This window comes from Streptomyces sp. CB00316, from assembly GCF_001905595.1.
In the GTDB taxonomy this organism is placed as follows: Bacteria; Actinomycetota; Actinomycetes; order Streptomycetales; family Streptomycetaceae; genus Streptomyces.
This window is the reverse complement of sequence record NZ_LIXI01000001.1, coordinates 102,432-118,018: the sequence shown is the minus strand read 5'-3', so window position 1 is coordinate 118,018 and position 15,587 is coordinate 102,432. Positions and strand designations below refer to the sequence as shown.

At 71.0% G+C, this 15,587-nt stretch carries 15 protein-coding genes; 10 read left to right on the top strand and 5 right to left on the bottom strand.

The genetic code is table 11. From position 1 onward, the window contains the following. The first annotated feature begins 175 nt into the window (after positions 1-175). The gene (locus AMK21_RS00480; protein ID WP_073872927.1) at positions 176-658 is read left to right on the top strand and encodes an SsgA family sporulation/cell division regulator; all 483 of its coding nucleotides are present in this window, start codon (positions 176-178) and stop codon (positions 656-658) included. 22 nt (positions 659-680) lie between these two features. On the opposite strand, the gene AMK21_RS00475 is transcribed toward AMK21_RS00480, so the two are convergent. Continuing rightward, positions 681-2,048, bottom strand: coding sequence for an FAD-binding oxidoreductase (locus AMK21_RS00475; protein WP_073872923.1), 1,368 nt, complete (start codon positions 2,046-2,048; stop codon positions 681-683). 98 nt (positions 2,049-2,146) lie between these two features. On the opposite strand from AMK21_RS00475, the gene AMK21_RS00470 reads away from it, so the two are divergent. Beyond that, positions 2,147-3,832 carry a tetratricopeptide repeat protein gene (locus AMK21_RS00470; RefSeq protein WP_073874171.1) on the top strand — a complete coding sequence of 562 codons (1,686 nt, stop codon included), beginning with the start codon at positions 2,147-2,149 and terminating at the stop codon, positions 3,830-3,832. Between the two features lie 100 nt (positions 3,833-3,932). Here AMK21_RS00470 and hppD read toward each other — a convergent pair whose 3' ends face one another. Then, a complete protein-coding gene (gene hppD / locus AMK21_RS00465) occupies positions 3,933-5,078 on the bottom strand; it encodes a 4-hydroxyphenylpyruvate dioxygenase (RefSeq protein WP_073872919.1) in 1,146 nt (381 codons plus the stop codon). Between the two features lie 122 nt (positions 5,079-5,200). Between hppD and AMK21_RS00460 the strand changes: the two genes are divergently transcribed. The 8 genes from AMK21_RS00460 (at position 5,201) to AMK21_RS00425 (ending at position 11,842) form a co-directional block, all read left to right on the top strand. After that, positions 5,201-5,674 carry an Lrp/AsnC family transcriptional regulator gene (locus AMK21_RS00460; RefSeq protein WP_073872916.1) on the top strand — a complete coding sequence of 158 codons (474 nt, stop codon included), beginning with the start codon at positions 5,201-5,203 and terminating at the stop codon, positions 5,672-5,674. Between the two features lie 65 nt (positions 5,675-5,739). Then, on the top strand, positions 5,740-6,387 hold the full coding sequence (locus AMK21_RS00455) for an ABC transporter permease (protein ID WP_073872910.1): 648 nt from the start codon (positions 5,740-5,742) through the stop codon (positions 6,385-6,387). Further along, positions 6,380-7,651, top strand: coding sequence for a betaine/proline/choline family ABC transporter ATP-binding protein (locus tag AMK21_RS00450; RefSeq protein ID WP_073872907.1), 1,272 nt, complete (start codon positions 6,380-6,382; stop codon positions 7,649-7,651). The genes AMK21_RS00455 and AMK21_RS00450 overlap by 8 nt, the downstream gene beginning before the upstream one ends. Further along, on the top strand, positions 7,648-8,517 hold the full coding sequence (locus tag AMK21_RS00445) for an ABC transporter permease (protein ID WP_073872903.1): 870 nt from the start codon (positions 7,648-7,650) through the stop codon (positions 8,515-8,517). The genes AMK21_RS00450 and AMK21_RS00445 overlap by 4 nt, the downstream gene beginning before the upstream one ends. 2 nt (positions 8,518-8,519) lie before the next feature. After that, positions 8,520-9,506, top strand: a complete 987-nt coding sequence (locus AMK21_RS00440; RefSeq protein ID WP_073872900.1) for a glycine betaine ABC transporter substrate-binding protein — start codon at positions 8,520-8,522, stop codon at positions 9,504-9,506. Between the two features lie 78 nt (positions 9,507-9,584). Beyond that, a complete protein-coding gene (locus AMK21_RS00435; protein WP_234421785.1) occupies positions 9,585-10,214 on the top strand; it encodes an ArsR/SmtB family transcription factor in 630 nt (209 codons plus the stop codon). A gap of 41 nt (positions 10,215-10,255) precedes the next feature. Further along, positions 10,256-10,456, top strand: coding sequence for a hypothetical protein (locus tag AMK21_RS00430; RefSeq protein WP_073872896.1), 201 nt, complete (start codon positions 10,256-10,258; stop codon positions 10,454-10,456). 27 nt (positions 10,457-10,483) lie between these two features. Then, a complete protein-coding gene (locus AMK21_RS00425; RefSeq protein WP_073872892.1) occupies positions 10,484-11,842 on the top strand; it encodes an MFS transporter in 1,359 nt (452 codons plus the stop codon). On the opposite strand, the gene AMK21_RS00420 is transcribed toward AMK21_RS00425, so the two are convergent. From AMK21_RS00420 to AMK21_RS00410, 3 genes are all read right to left on the bottom strand, one after another. Then, positions 11,802-12,590, bottom strand: a complete 789-nt coding sequence (locus AMK21_RS00420; protein WP_073872888.1) for a S16 family serine protease — start codon at positions 12,588-12,590, stop codon at positions 11,802-11,804. The two genes, AMK21_RS00425 and AMK21_RS00420, sit on opposite strands and share 41 nt — an antisense overlap. A 91-nt stretch (positions 12,591-12,681) precedes the next feature. After that, on the bottom strand, positions 12,682-13,326 hold the full coding sequence (locus tag AMK21_RS00415) for an IclR family transcriptional regulator (RefSeq protein ID WP_073872886.1): 645 nt from the start codon (positions 13,324-13,326) through the stop codon (positions 12,682-12,684). A 463-nt stretch (positions 13,327-13,789) separates the two neighbouring features. Beyond that, complete coding sequence (locus AMK21_RS00410) at positions 13,790-15,574, bottom strand: DEAD/DEAH box helicase (protein ID WP_073872884.1); 1,785 nt, start codon at positions 15,572-15,574, stop codon at positions 13,790-13,792. Positions 15,575-15,587 lie beyond the last annotated feature (13 nt).

Sequence of the window (15,587 nt, the reverse complement as noted above, 5' to 3'; positions counted from 1 at the left end):
CACATCTACCAGACCGCCACGTATCCCCGGGCCGGTCCGCCTGTTTGGGCCCACTTTCGCGACAGATCGAAGTTTTTTCGAGAAGTCGCGTAATAGGTGGCGGGGAGGGCGCTCTCTCCTTGTGCGGGACGGTCAGCGGGACCGGCCCATGAGCACCGGAAGGTCGTGCATTCTCATGATGAACATCGTGGAACGTGAGCTGGAGCTGAAGCTCGTCCTGTCCCCCGAGCGGTCCATCCCGGTCCCCGCCCGGCTGACGTACCGCACGGACGACCCGTACGCCGTGCACATCGCCTTCCACATCGGCTCCGAGTCGCCCGTGCACTGGACGTTCGCCCGGGAGCTGCTGGTGGAAGGGGTGTTCCGGCCGTGCGGGCACGGGGACGTACGGATCTGGCCGACGAAGATCGACAACCGCGGCGTGATCTGCGTGGCCCTCACCTCCCCCAACGGTAACGCCCTGCTCGAAGTGCCCTCGGTCGCCGTGGCCGCCTGGGTGGAGCGGACCCTGCGCGTGGTGCCGCCGGGCACGGAGGGCGACCGGCTCGGGATCGACGAGGCGCTGGCCGAGCTGCTGGCCCCCCTCCCGGCGGACGACCTGTGGCTGAGCGACCCGTGGGCGGCGGACGAGTCGCCGTCGCAGGACGGTGAGGTGTGAGGGGCCGCCGCGGAGGTACGGATCAGAAGAGCTTGCCGGGGTTGAGGAGGCCGAGCGGGTCGAAGGCGGCCTTGATGCCGCGCTGCAACTCGATACCGGTCTCGCCCAGTTCTCGGGCGAGCCACTCCTTCTTGAGGACGCCGACGCCGTGTTCGCCGGTGATGGTCCCGCCCAGCTCCAGGCCGAGCGCCATGATGGCGTCGAAGGACTCGCGGGCGCGGCGGGACTCGTCGGCGTCGGTGTGGTCGAAGCAGACGACGGGGTGGGTGTTGCCGTCGCCCGCGTGGGAGCAGACGCCGATGGTCAGGTCGTACCGCTCCGCGATGGCGGCGGTGCCCTCCAGCATGGCGCCGAGCCGCGAGCGCGGTACGCAGACGTCGTCGATCATCGTGGCGGACTTGACGTTCTCCAGCGCCGTGAGCGACATCCGGCGGGCCTGGAGCAGGAGTTCGGACTCGGCGGGGTTGTCGGCCGGGACCACTTCGGTGGCTCCGGCCGCGGTGCAGAGCGCTCCGACGGCGTCGAGGTCGGCCGCCGGGTCGGGGGTGTCGAAGGCGCAGAGGAGGAGCGCCTCGGTGGTCTCCGGCAGCCCCATGGAGGCCAGCTCGTTGACGGCACGCACGGTCGTCCGGTCCATCAGTTCGAGGAGTGACGGGGTGTGACCGCGTTCCATGATCCGGCACACAGCGTCACAGGCGGCGGCTGCCGAGGGGAACTCGGCGGCGAGGACGAGCTGCTGCGGCGGCTCCGGTCCGAGCGCGAGGGCGGCCTTGACGACGATCCCGAGACTGCCTTCGGAGCCGACGAAGAGCCGGGTCAGGTCGTACCCGGCGACCCCCTTCGCCGTCCGGCGGCCGGTGGTCAGGAGCCGCCCGTCGGCGAGGACGACGTCCAGACCGAGGACGTACTCGGCGGTGACCCCGTACTTCACGCAGCACAGGCCGCCGGAGGCCGTGCCGATGTTGCCGCCGATGGTGCAGGTCTCCCAGCTGGAGGGGTCCGGCGGGTAGTAGAGGCCGTGTTCGTTCACCGCGCGTGACAGCACCGCGTTGATGACGCCCGGCTCGACGACGGCGATCCGGTCGACCGGGCTGATCTCCAGGATCCGGTCCATCTTCACCAGGGAGAGCACGATGCAGCCGTCCGAGGCGTTGGCCGCGCCGGACAGGCCGGTACGGGCGCCCTGCGGGACGACCGGGACGCGCAGTTCGGTTGCGGTGCGCATCACGTGCTGGACCTGCTCGACCGTGCGCGGGAGCACCACGACGGCCGGGGTGCCGGCCTCGCAGAAGCTCGCCATGTCGTGGGCGTAGGACGCGGTGACGTCCGGATCGGTGATCAGGGCCTCGGCGGGGAGCCCGGTGCGCAGGCGTTCGAGAAGATCGCTCATGGTTCCAGCGTGGCACCCGGGGGCCAATGGTGTGAACCCGTCGGCGGGGGCGATCCCAAGGCGCGGTGTGCTCGTATGACTGACGCACAGTGATGGCCATGGATGTCATGCCCCAGCAGGATCCCGAGTCCCGCCGGCCGCCCGAGCCGTCCCCGCACGGCCCCTACGCGATGCCCGCCGAAGGCGCCACCGCCGTACCCCCGCCCCCTCCCACCCTGCGGACGACCCTGCGCCGGGCCGCGTTCGGGGCGGTGGCGGCGGGTGTGCTGCTGACCGGGGCGCTGGTGGCCGTACCGGACGGGAAGGACGACCACCCGAAGGAGCCGGGTCCGGTGGAACGGGCCGAGGCGGCGGCGACGGCGGGCTCCCCCGCCTCCCTCTCGGACCTGACCGCGCTGATCGGGGACCGGCAGAAGTGGGTGGAGTCCCACCCGGCCGACGCGCCCTCGTGGGCGACGCTCGGTTCGGCGTACGTGGAGTGGGGGCGGCGCTCGGCGGACGCGGCGTACTTCGGGCGCGCGGAGGAGGCGCTGAAGCGGTCGCTGGAGGCCCGGCCGGGTGAGCGGGGGAACGGGGAGGCGTGGGTGGGGATGGCTGCGCTGGCCAACGCCCGGCACGACTTCCTGGCGGCGAAGCGGTGGGGCGAGACGGTACGGAAGCAGGACCCGACGACCTGGAGCGTGTACCCGGCCCTCATCGACGCCTACACCGGTCTCGGGGACCGGAAGGCGGCGACCGAGGCGACGGAGAAGTTCGGCGAGCTGCGCAAGGGCGTCCCCGCGCTGGCCCGCACCGCCGACCTGTACCGGGGCCAGGGCTGGCGCGAGGACGCGCTCGCCACCGCCCGGGAGGCCGCGGACCGGGCGACGGCGCCCGCCGAGAAGGCCGAGGCGCTGCACCGGCTGGGCGAGCTGGCCTGGGAGCGGGGTGAGCCGGAGGAGGCGGTGGCGCAGTTCGACGCGGCGCTGCGCACGGACTTGGGCCACCACGCGTCCCTGGCGGGCAAGGCCCGGGCCCTGGTGGCGCTGGGCCGGACGGACGAGGCGCTGGCCGCGTACCAGAGCGCGATCACCAGGCTCCCGCGCCCGGCGTACGTCCTCGAACTGGGCGAGCTGTACGCGTCCCTGGCGCTCGACGGCGACGCGCGGAGCCAGTACGAGAAGCTGGGGGAGCTGCTGGAGCAGGCGAAGACGGCCGGGGTCGACGAGTCCGTGGTCCGGGCCCGCTACGAGAGCGACCACGGGGACCCGGCGGTGGCGGTGGAGCTGCTGCGCGGCCAGTGGAGGAGGCAGCACCGCAGTGCGGCGGTGGCGGACGCGCTGGGCTGGGCGCTGCACCGGGCGGGCAAGTCCGAGGAGGGCCTGGAGTACGCGCGGCAGGCGGTGGACATGGGCGTGCGGAACGCCTCGTACGCGTACCACCTGGGCATGATCGAACGGGAGCTGGCGCAGTACGGTCCGGCCCGCCGCCACCTCCAGGAGGCGCTGCGCACCAACCCGGCCTTCTCGCCGCTGGACGCGCCGAAGGCCCGGGAGGCGCTGGAGTCGCTCGGTGAGCCGCCGCCGGGCGGACCCGGGGACATGCAGCCGCCGCCTCCGCCTCCACCGCCGCCGGCCCCTGAGCCGAAGCGGGAGGCCAAGCCGGAGCCGAAGCCCGAGCCGAAGCGGGAGTCGCCCAAGCCGGAGGCCCCGGCACCGGCGCCGTCGAAGACGGCCCCCGCCCCGTCGAAGGAGGCCCCGAGCAGCCCGGCGGCGGTGGAGGCGGACGCGTCGAAGAGTCCGTGAGACCGTCGCCTTCCGCCCGTGAACGGCCTACGCCACCGCGGTCCGGGGTGCTGCCCCGGGCCGCGGTGGCGTAGGTGGGAGGCTCAGGAGCCGGGGAGGCTCAGAGGTTGCCGCGCTTCTCCTGCTCGCGCTCGATCGCCTCGAAGAGGGCCTTGAAGTTGCCCTTGCCGAAGCCCATGGAGCCGTGGCGCTCGATCATCTCGAAGAAGACGGTCGGGCGGTCCTGGACCGGCTTGGTGAAGATCTGCAGCAGGTAGCCGTCCTCGTCGCGGTCGACGAGGATCTTCAGCTCGCGCAGGGTCTCGACCGGCACCCGGGTCTCGCCGGCCCACTCGCCGAGGGTGTCGTAGTACGAGTCGGGGGTGTCCAGGAACTGCACACCGGCCGCGCGCATCGAGCGGACCGTGGAGACGATGTCGTTGGTGGCGAGCGCGACGTGCTGGACGCCGGCGCCACCGTAGAACTCCAGGTACTCGTCGATCTGCGACTTCTTCTTCGCGATCGCCGGCTCGTTGATCGGGAACTTCACCTTCAACGTGCCGTCGGCGACGACCTTCGACATCAGGGCGGAGTACTCGGTGGCGATGTCGTCGCCCACGAACTCCTTCATGTTGGTGAAGCCCATGACCTCGTTGTAGAAGCCGACCCACTCGTTCATCCGGCCGAGCTCGACGTTGCCGACGCAGTGGTCGATGGCCTGGAAGGTCCGCTTGGCCGGCGGCTCGACGATCGGCTTGGCGGGGGCGAAGCCGGGGAGGTAGGGGCCGTCGTAGCCGGAGCGCTCCACCAGGGTGTGGCGGGTCTTGCCGTAGGTGGCGATGGCGGCGAGGACGACGATGCCGTGCTCGTCCTTGACCTCGTGCGGCTCGGTGAGGCCGCGGGCGCCGTGCTCGACGGCGTACGCGTAGGCGGCGCGGGCGTCCGGGACCTCGATGGCGAGGTCGACGACGCCGTCACCGTGCTCGGCGACGTGGTCGGAGAGGAAGGTGCCCCACTCGGTGGACGCCTTGATCACGGAGGTGAAGACGAAGCGGGCGGCGCCGTTGGTGAGGACGTAGCTCGCGGTCTCGCGGCTGCCGTTCTCCGGTCCGGAGTAGGCCACGAGCTTCATGCCGAAAGCGGTCGAGTAGTAGTGCGCGGCCTGCTTGGCGTTGCCCACGGCGAAGACGACCGCGTCCATTCCCTTGACCGGGAAGCGGTCGGCCTGCGCGGCGGTGTCAGGGCTGGTGTGCAGAGTCTCAGTCATGTTCGAAGGCTCTCCCCGCATCGCAAGGTGCGCAATAGTTCGCGAATTCGCTGGTCAATGTGTGCAGTCACTCGCCATGATGGCCGGGCTATCTGTACAGGCTGACCACCGGAGGCGGGCTCATGGCGATCGATCATCTGGACGGCCGGCTCATCGTGCTGCTCGCGCGGGAGCCGCGTATCGGCGTCCTCGAAGCATCCCGGCGGCTCGGCGTGGCGCGCGGGACCGTGCAGGCGCGGCTGGACCGCCTTCAGTCGAATGGCGTCATCCGGGGGTTCGGGCCGGACGTGGACCCGGCGGCACTCGGCTATCCGGTCACCGCGTTCGCGACGCTGGAGATCAAGCAGGGGCAAGGGGCCGACGTGCGGGCGCACTTGGGCGGCGTACCGGAGGTGCTGGAGCTGCACACCACCACCGGCACCGGCGACATGCTGTGCCGGCTGGTGGCCCGTTCCAACGCCGATCTTCAGCGGGTGATCGACCGGGTTGTCGGATTTGATGGCATTGTCCGGGCCTCCACGGCGATCGTCATGGAGAACCCGGTTCCGCTGCGGATCATCCCGCTGGTGGAACAGGCCGCCCAGGACACCGACTGAGCCGAGGGGCCGGTCCTGGCCGACCCGAGGGGCCGGAACGCCCGCTGAGCTTGAGGGAGTGCCGTGTGAGCTTCTGGGAGTATCTGAACACCCGTCACCAGCAGCTCCTCACGGACGCGTTCCAGCACGTCAGCGCGGTCTTCCAGTGCATGGTCATCGCCACCGTCCTGGGTGTGATCATCGGGGTGGTGAGCTACCGCAGCGGCTGGGGCGGTTCGCTGGCCATCACCTCCACGGCGACGATCCTCACCATCCCCTCCCTCGCCGCGATCGGTCTGCTGATCCCGCTGGTCGGGCTCGGCGTCGCGCCGACCGTGATCACGCTGACGCTGTACGGGCTGCTGCCCATCGTCCGGAACTCCATCGTGGGGCTGCGGGGCGTCGATCCGGCGCTGGTCGACGCGGCGACGGGCATCGGGATGTCGCGGGCGGCGCGGCTGTGCCGGGTGGAGCTGCCGCTGGCCTGGCCGCCGATCCTGACCGGGATCCGGGTCTCGACCCAGATGCTGATGGGCATCGCCGCCATCGCCGCGTACGCCTCCGGGCCCGGCCTCGGCAACGAGATCTTCCGGGGCATCGCCTCGCTGGGCAGCGCCAACGCGATCAACCAGGTCCTCGCGGGCACGCTCGGCATCGTCGTGCTCGCCCTGCTCTTCGACGCCGCGTACGTCCTGCTGGGACGGCTGACCATCCCGAGGGGGATCCGTGCCTGAGACCGAGACCGATCCCGCTGTCGCGACCGAGGACGAAACGGCCGCCGCCTCCGGGGCCACCATCCAGCTGGAGAACCTGACCAAGAGGTACCCGGGCAACCCGAACCCGGCCGTCGAGAACGTCTCGATGGAGATCAAGGCCGGTGAGACGGTGATCTTCGTCGGCCCGTCCGGCTGCGGGAAGTCCACCACCCTGAAGATGATCAACCGGCTGATCGAGCCCACCTCGGGCCGGATCAGGATCGGCGACGAGGACGTCACCGACATCGACCCGGTGAAGCTGCGCCGCAAGATCGGGTACGCGATCCAGTCCTCCGGCCTCTTCCCCCACATGACGGTCGCCGACAACATCGCCCTGGTGCCGAAGATGGTCGGCTGGTCCAAGTCCCGGGTGAAGGACCGGGTCGAGGAGATGCTCGACCTGGTGGGCCTGGACCCGCGCGAGTTCCACGGCCGCTATCCGCGCCAGCTCTCCGGCGGGCAACAGCAGCGGGTGGGCGTGGCGCGGGCGCTGGCCGCCGACCCTCCCGTACTCCTGATGGACGAACCGTTCGGGGCGGTCGACCCGATCACCCGCGACCATCTCCAGGACGAGCTGATCCGGCTCCAGCACGAGCTGCACAAGACGATCGTGTTCGTCACCCACGACTTCGACGAGGCGATCAAGCTCGGCGACCGGATCGCCGTACTGCGGGAGCGTTCGCACATCGCCCAGTTCGACACCCCCGAAGCGATCCTCACCAACCCGACGGACGACTTCGTCTCCGGCTTCGTCGGGGCGGGCGCGGCCCTGAAGCGGCTCAACCTCACCCGCGTACGGGATGTGGGCATCGCGGACTTCCCGACGGTGACGGTCGAGGACCCGCTCCAAACGATCTTCAACAAGCTGCGCAACGGCCCGCACAACGAACTCCTGATGCTGGACCGCCGCAACCGCCCGTACAAGTGGCTGCGGCGCGGCGACCTGATGCGGGCACGCGGTTCGCTGGCGCGGGCCGGGCAGCTGGTGCACGACACGGTGACCCGGGACGCCACGCTGCACGACGCGCTGGAGGCGGTTCTGACCGACAGCGGGGGGCGGGTCGCGGTGACCGGGCGGCGCGGTGAGTTCATCGGGGTCGTCGACATGAAGACGCTGATGGACAACGTGCAGGAGCTGCTGGAGGCCGACCGGCTGACCGCCATGGAGCACCAGCACCAGCTGGAGGAGCAGCGCGTCCACCAGACCGAGCAGGAGCTGGAGGGGGGTGGCGGCGGAGTATGAGCCCCAGCCACCGGTCCGGCTCCGGCAAGGGCCCGGCCACCCCCACCCGGCCACCGGGCGAGCACGACGTCAAGGGCCACGCGTTCCACGACGAGGAGAGCGACCCCTCCCCCGCACCGGCCGCCCCGGCGCGCCGGATCACCTGGCGCAAACTGATCGTCCTGCCCGTGGTGCTGACGGTCATCCTGGCGATCACCTACGTGTGGATCACCAACATCCACCTGGACTCGATCGCGGAGAACTCGCTCTCCGGCGGCAATGTGCAGCTGCGCTGGTGGCAGCACGTGCGACTGACGGCGATCTCCACCTTCTGGGTGCTGATCATCGCGATCCCGCTGGGCATCGCGCTGACCCGGCGGCGGCTGCGGAAGGCCGCCCCCGCGTTCACGGCGCTGGCCAACATCGGGCAGGCGACCCCGGCGATCGGCCTGCTGGCGCTGCTGGTGATCTGGCTGGGCATCGGGCCGCGGACGGCGATCATCGGCATCGTCATCTACGCGGTGCTGCCGGTGCTCTCCAACACGGTGGCGGGTCTGCGGGCGATCGAGCCGAACATGATCGAGGCGGCGCGCGGAATGGGGATGTCCGGGCGGGGCGTCCTGATGAAGGTGGAGCTGCCGCTCGCGGTGCCGCTGATCCTGGCCGGGGTGCGTACGGCACTGGTCCTGAACGTCGGTACGGCGACGCTGGCCACCTTCGGCGGGGGCGGCGGCCTCGGCGACCTGATCACCTCGGGGATCCAGACGCAGCGGATGCCGGTACTGGTCATCGGCTCGGTGCTGACGGTGGTGCTGGCGCTGCTGGTGGACTGGCTGGCCTCGCTGGCCGAACTGGTGCTGACGCCGCGCGGGCTGGAGGAGCGGTGAGGATGACGACGTACGGTTTCCGGCGCCGGTCCCTCGCGGCCGCGGCCCTCGCCCTCGCCCTGCTCCTGAGCGGCTGCGGGCTCAAGAGCGGTTCGCCGATGGTGGACGACGTGTCGCCGGGGTCGGTCGGGCAGGGCGAGCCGCTCGAGGGCGCCACGCTGACGGTGACCTCGAAGAACTTCAGCGAGAACATCATCCTCGGCCAGATGACCGGCCTGGTCTTCAAGGCGGCCGGGGCGGAGGTTTTGGACCGCACGAACCTGCCGGGCTCGATCAGCGCCCGCGAGGCCATCATCAACGGCGACGCCGACGCGCAGTGGGACTACACCGGCACCGGCTGGATCACCTTCCTCGGCCACGCGGACCCCGTCGTCGACCCGCAGGAGCAGTACGAGGCGGTCCGCGACGAGGACAAGGGCAACGGGGTGGTCTGGCTGCCGCCGGCCCCGCTCGACAACACGTACGCGCTGGCCATCAGCAAGAAGAACAACGCCCGGTACAAGCTGAAGACCCTCTCGGACGTGGCCGCCCTCGCGAGGAAGGACCCGGGCGCCGTGACGATCTGCGTGGAGAACGAGTTCGCCTCCCGCGACGACGGGCTGCCCGGCATGGAGAAGCGGTACGGGATGAGGATCCCGGCCGCCAACATCCAGAAGATGGACGCCGGAATCATCTACACCCAGGTCTCCGAGTCCGACTCCTGCCTGCTGGGCGAAGTGTTCACCACCGACGGCCGGATCAAGGCGATGGACCTGGACGTGCTGGAGGACGACAGGAACTTCTTCCCCAACTACAACGCGTCCCCGGTCATCCACCTGGCGACCTTCGAGAAGTACCCGGTGATCGCGGAGCTGCTGGCCCCGCTCGCGAAGAAGCTGACGACCGAGGTCGCCCAGACGCTGAACGCGAAGGTGGACGTGGACGGGGAGGACCCGCACGAGGTGGCGAAGGAGTGGCTGGTGGCGGAGGGGTTCATCGAGGAGGGGTGAGGAGGGCGGGACGACCTACAAAGGAGTCGTTGCAAAGAATCCCTTGCAAAGTCTTCTTTGCAAGTCTACGGTCGAGACATGACGGACAACGAGACCGACCGGCGCGCTCCCGCATCCGCCCCTGTCCCCGCCGCCGGCGGCCGGAACATCCACAACATCAACGCCCGCACGCTGCGGACCCTCGCGCACCCCCTGCGGATCCGGCTGCTCAACGCCCTGCGGGAGTTCGGCCCCGCCACCGCCTCCGGGCTCGGCGAGCGGCTGGGCGAGTCCAGTGGCGCGACCAGCTACCACCTGCGCCAGTTGGCGGAGAGCGGGCTGGTCGAGGACGCCCCGGAGCTGGGCAAGGGCCGGGAGCGGTGGTGGCGGGCGGTGCACGAGGGAACGATGTTCGAGACCGCCGACTTCCGGACGCACGCCGACCCGGAGGTGCGCGGGGCCATCGACGTCGTCCTGCACGAGACGGCCACGACCCACGCCCAGGAGATGAACACCTGGCTCGGCACGATGGACGAGTGGCCGCAGGAGTGGCAACGGAGCTGGGACATCAGCGACTTCAAGATCCGCCTCACTCCCGAGCTGGCGCAGGAGCTGTCCGAGAAGCTCCACGCCGTCGTGGAGAGCTACCGGGACCGCGTCCCGGAGGGCACCGAGGGCTCGGCGATCGTGCGGACCCATCTGCACGCCTTCCCCCGTCCGTCCGAATGATCAGCACAGACCAACAGCCGATGACGCGAAGGGAATTACTCATGCACGCCGACAGCCACGCCGACATCCACCTCGTCCTGCACACCGACCGTGCCGCCGAACTACGGCGCACTGCACGGGAGTTCCGCCTCCCCCGGACCCGCCTGCGCACCCGGATCGGCTGGACGATGGTCGAGGTCGGCCTCCGGCTGGCCCGGAGCGGGCCGACGACGACCTGCGCCCAGACGTTCCGTACCGCCTAGCCGACCGCCTCCGGGGGAAGCACGGCCATGCCCCGCCTTCACCGCAGACCACTCGCCGCCACGCTCGCGGCCAACTCCATATCTACGGCGGGCACTTCGCTCACCCTGATCGGTGTCCCCTGGTTCGTCCTGGAGACCACCGGCAGCGCGGGCCGGGCAGGCGTCGTCGCCTTCTGCGCCACCCTGCCGATCGTTCTCGCCGCGCTGATCGGCGGCCCGTTCATCGACCGGATCGGCCGCCGCCGGGTCGCCGTCGCCTCGGACACGGTGTGCGGCCTCGCCATCGCCGCGATCCCGGTGCTGCACCACCTGGGCGCCCTCGAATTCTGGATGCTCTGCGCGCTGATGGCTCTGAACGGGTTCGCGCACACCCCGGGCAACACCGCCCGGTACGTGCTCATCCCCGACCTCGCGGAGCACGCGGGCACCACGCTCCCCCGAGCCGCCAGCCTCTTCGACGCCGTCTCGCGCGGGGCCAGGATGGTCGGCGCGGCACTGGCCGGGGTGCTCATCGCCTTCGCCGGCTCGCAGACCGTACTCCTCCTGGACGCCGCGACGTTCGGGCTCTCCGCCCTGCTGATCGCCGTCGGGGTGCGGGGATTGGGCTCGGCCGAGCCGCGCAAGGACGGGGCGCCCGTCTCGCTGCACACGTACGGCACCGAACTCCGGGAGGGCTACGGGCACTTGCTGGGCAACCGGCTGCTGCTGTCGGTCGTGGTGATGGTGATGTTCATGAACGGCACCGACCAGGGCTGGAACGCCGTCCTGCTCCCGGTGCACGCCGAGGCCGAGCTGGGCGGGGCGAGGGCGATCGGGCTGCTCACCGCGCTGTTCGGGGCGGGCGGACTGACGGGCGCGCTGCTGTACGGGGCGGTGGGGCACCGCTTCTCGCGGCGGGCGGTGTTCACGGTGTGCGTGATCCTGTGCGGCGCACCGCGCTTCCTGGTCGCCGCGGTGACCGGGACGACGCTGCCGCTGGCGGTGACCATGCTGCTCGGCGGGATCGCGGGCGGGGTGCTGAACCCGATCCTGACGACGGTGCTCTACGAGCGGGTGCCGGACCGGCTGCGCAGCCGGGTCTCGGGGGCGCTGACCGCCGGGTGCGAGTTCGCGATGCCGCTGGGCGGGCTGGCGGCCGGGCTGCTGGTGGAGGGGATGGGCTCGTCCGGGGCGCTGCTGGCGATGGGCGGGGTGTACTTCGTGGCGACGCTGAGCCCGCTGGTGTTCCCGTCGTGGCGGACGATGGAAAGACCGGCGGAGGAGGGGGAGCCGATCCGGGCGGAAGCCGTCGCGGGTCCGGGGGCCACGGAGGCGGGCCGGTCAGACGCCGTACCGTCGCCCGAGGTCAGCAGCTCGGCACCTTCCCGCCCTGCTCCAGCGCCTTGAGCGCGTCCACCGCGCCACCCAGGGTGGTGACGGGGACCAGCCGCAGCCCGTCGGGCCGCTCGGCCTCCGCCTCGCGGCACTCGGCCTTCGGGACGAGGAAGACGGTGGCCCCGTCGCGGTGGGCGGCCTGGGTCTTCATGGAGACCCCGCCGACCGCGCCGACCTTGCCGTCCGCGCTGATCGTCCCCGTACCGGCGATGGTGCGGCCCCCGGTGAGATCGCCGCCCCTGCCGTCGCCGTCGAGCTTGTCGATGATGCCGAGGGAGAGGAAGAGCCCGGCGCTGGGCCCGCCGATGTCGCCGAGGTCCACGGTGACCCGCATGGAGCCGGGCTCGCGGTCCAGGTGGTTCAGGGCCGCGTCGACGGCGACGTTCTGGGACTCCTTCATGTCGTTCAGATTGTGCTTCTCGATCTCCTGCTCGGAGCCGCCCGTCGGGTAGACGGAGTCCCGGGGCATGACCGCCCGGTCCGTACGGAACCAGCCGTCCAGCACGTTGCCGATCCGGATGTCCGCCGTGGGCCCGGTCGCGACGATGGTGGTCATCCGCAGCTGCCCGGCGGTGGGCCGGGTCTCCGCGCCGGTGATGGTGATCACCGGGTTGCCCCGGTCCTTGCCGAGCACATCGGCGGTCACCCCGGGCTGCGCCACGGTGAACGGCAGCGGCGCGAGGGCCGCCGTACCGAAGAGGGCGAGGACGGGCAGCGCGCAGAGGGCGAGCGCGCGGGGGCGCGAGAGACGAGTGAGCACCCGTCCAATCTAACCGCCGCGCGGGAGCGGGAACGCGCCAGGCGTACGCCCCCGCCGCCCCACTGACGCGGGGGCGCCGCCGCGCGAGGCGCTACCGCAGGGCGTCCGCCACTTCCCGGGCGGCGTCGAGCACCCGGGGCCCGACCCGTTCCGGTACGGCGTCGGCGAGCATGACCACGCCGACGCTCCCCTCCACCCCCGACACCCCGACCAGCGGCGCGGCCGCCCCGCTGGCACCGGCTTCGAGCTCACCGTGGGTGAGGGTGTAGCCGGGGTGTCCGGTCGTGGTGTGCTGGCGGGCGGAGAGGATGGCCCGCCCGGCGGCACCGCGGTCCAGCGGGTGCCGGAAACCCGCCCGGTAGGCCACGTGGTAGTCGGTCCAGGTCGGCTCCACGACGGCGACCGCGAGGGCGTCGCTGCCGTCGACGAGCGTGAGGTGGGCGGTGGCCCCTATGTCCTCGGCCAGGGAGCGCAGCGCGGGCAGCGCGGCCTCCCGGACGAGGGGGTGCACCTGACGGCCCAGGCGCAGCACACCCAGTCCGACCCGGGCGCGGCCGCCCAGATCACGACGGACCAGGGCGTGCTGCTCCAGGGTGGCGAGCAGCCGGTAGACGACGGTCCGGTTGACGCCGAGTTTGTTGGACAACTCGGTGACGGTCAGGCCGTGGTCGGTATCGGCGAGCAGTTTGAGGACCCGCAGTCCTCGGTCGAGCGTCTGGGAAGTCTCCGCTGTCACGACGCCCTCTCCTCTTCGGGTGAGCGACGACGGCCCTGCTCCGGCGGTTGCGACGCCGGTCCCAGCGGCGACGCACGGAGAGGCCGCCGGTCTGGCCAAGGCACCGGCTGCGCTCCGCGGCGGCTCTGCCACGGGGCGTTCATATGGCGGGGACAGTAGCGAGCCAGTCCGCTCAGCGGAAGCCCTCGTCCAGAATCCGGGCGCTTCGCCGGGCGGAGCCCCGACCGTACGACATAACCGCCGGTCAACGCGGTGGCGTCCGAAACGCGAACATCTACGCGCGTCCAGGAGGACAGACGTGATCGTGACCCTTCGTGCACCTCATGTGAACTGGCGTTAACCCACCGTGAAATTGAAGCCTGCACAATTTTCCGGCCAGGTGGTTCCGGGTGGCCGGAAACGGGCGTGCGGCCCGCCCCGGACGGACCGGAACGAGCCGCACGCAGGTGCAGTACGGCGCCCGTCACGTCATGCGGGTGGCCCACTCCTGGACCTTGGCGATCCGCTGCTGGATCTGGTGGGCGGTCGCCTCGGCGGTCGGGGGGCCGCCGCAGACGCGGCGCAGTTCGTTGTGGAGCACGCCGTGGGGCTTGCCGCTCTGGTGGGTGTAGGCGGAGACCATCGTGTTGAGCTGCTTGCGCAGGCTCAGCAGCTGCTTGTGGGTGACGACGGGCCGCGCCTCGGCGGGCTTCTCCAGGAGATCGGCCTCCTCGGCCGGCTTCTGGCGGCTGTGTGCGATCTGGCGGCTCTGGCGCTTCTGGAGGAGGAGCTGCACCTGGTCCGGCTCCAGGAGACCGGGGATGCCGAGGTAGTCCTGCTCCTCCTCGGAGCCGGGGTGGGCCTGCATGCCGAACTCGGCGCCGTCGTACAGCACCCGGTCGAAGACCGCGTCGGACTCCAGCGCCTCGAAGGGCAGTTGCTCCTCGGTCTCCTCGTCCTCCAGCCGCTCGGCGTCGGCGAGGAGCTGGTCCTCCTCCGCGAACGGGTTCTCCTCGTCGCTGCCCTTCTTCGGCTTGTCGAGGACGTGGTCCCGCTCGACCTCCATCTCGTTGGCGAAGTCGAGGAGCATCGGGATCGTCGGTACGAAGACGGAGGCCGTCTCACCGCGCCTACGGGAGCGCACGAAGCGGCCGACGGCCTGGGCGAAGAAGAGGGGCGTCGAGATGGTGGTGGCGTACACACCGACGGCGAGGCGCGGCACATCGACGCCCTCGGACACCATCCGCACCGCGACCATCCAGCGCGACTCGTCCGCGCTGAACTTGTCGATCTTCTTCGAGGCCGCCTTCTCGTCGGAGAGGACGACCGTCGGGGTCTCGCCGGTGACCTTCTTCAGGATCTTGGCGTACGCGCGTGCCGAGTCCTGGTCCGTGGCGATGACGAGCCCGCCCGCGTCGGGGATGCCCTTGCGGACCTCGGTGAGCCGCTTGTCGGCGGCGCTCAGCACGTTGGGGATCCACTCGCCGGTGGGCGCGAGCGCGGTACGCCAGGCCTGGCCGATGGCGTCCTTGGTCATCGGCTCGCCGAGCCGGGCCGCGATCTCGTCGCCTGCCTTGGTGCGCCAGCGCATGTTGCCGCTGTAGCTGAGGAAGATCACGGGCCGGACGACGCCGTCGGCGAGCGCGTTGCCGTAGCCGTAGGTGTAGTCGGCGGAGGAGCGGCGGATGCCGTCGTTCCCCTCCTCGTACTGGACGAAGGGGATCGGGTTGGTGTCCGACCGGAACGGCGTACCGGTCAGCGCGAGCCGCCGGGTCGCCGGGTCGAATGCCTCCTGGCAGGCCTCGCCCCAGGACTTCGAGTCACCGGCGTGGTGGATCTCGTCGAGGATCACGAGCGTCTTGCGCTGCTCGCAGCGGTTGCGGTGCAGCATCGGACGGACGCCGACACCCGCGTAGGTGACGGCGACGCCGTGGTACTCCTTGCTCAGCGGACCGGCGCTGTACTCCGGGTCGAGTTTGATCCCTATCCGGGCGGCCGCCTCCGCCCACTGCTTCTTGAGGTGCTCGGTCGGGGCGACCACGGTGATCTGCTGGACGACATGGTGGTGCAGCAGCCACGACGCGAGGGTCAGCGCGAACGTGGTCTTGCCCGCGCCGGGCGTCGCGACGGCGAGGAAGTCGCGCGGCTGCTCCTGGATGTACCTCTCCATGGCCCCCTGCTGCCAGGCTCGCAGCTTGCCGGCGGTGCCCCAGGGGGCGCGGCCGGGAAAGGCGGGTGAGAGGTGGTGGGAGGCGGTGGTAGTAGTCACGGTCTCCGGTTCG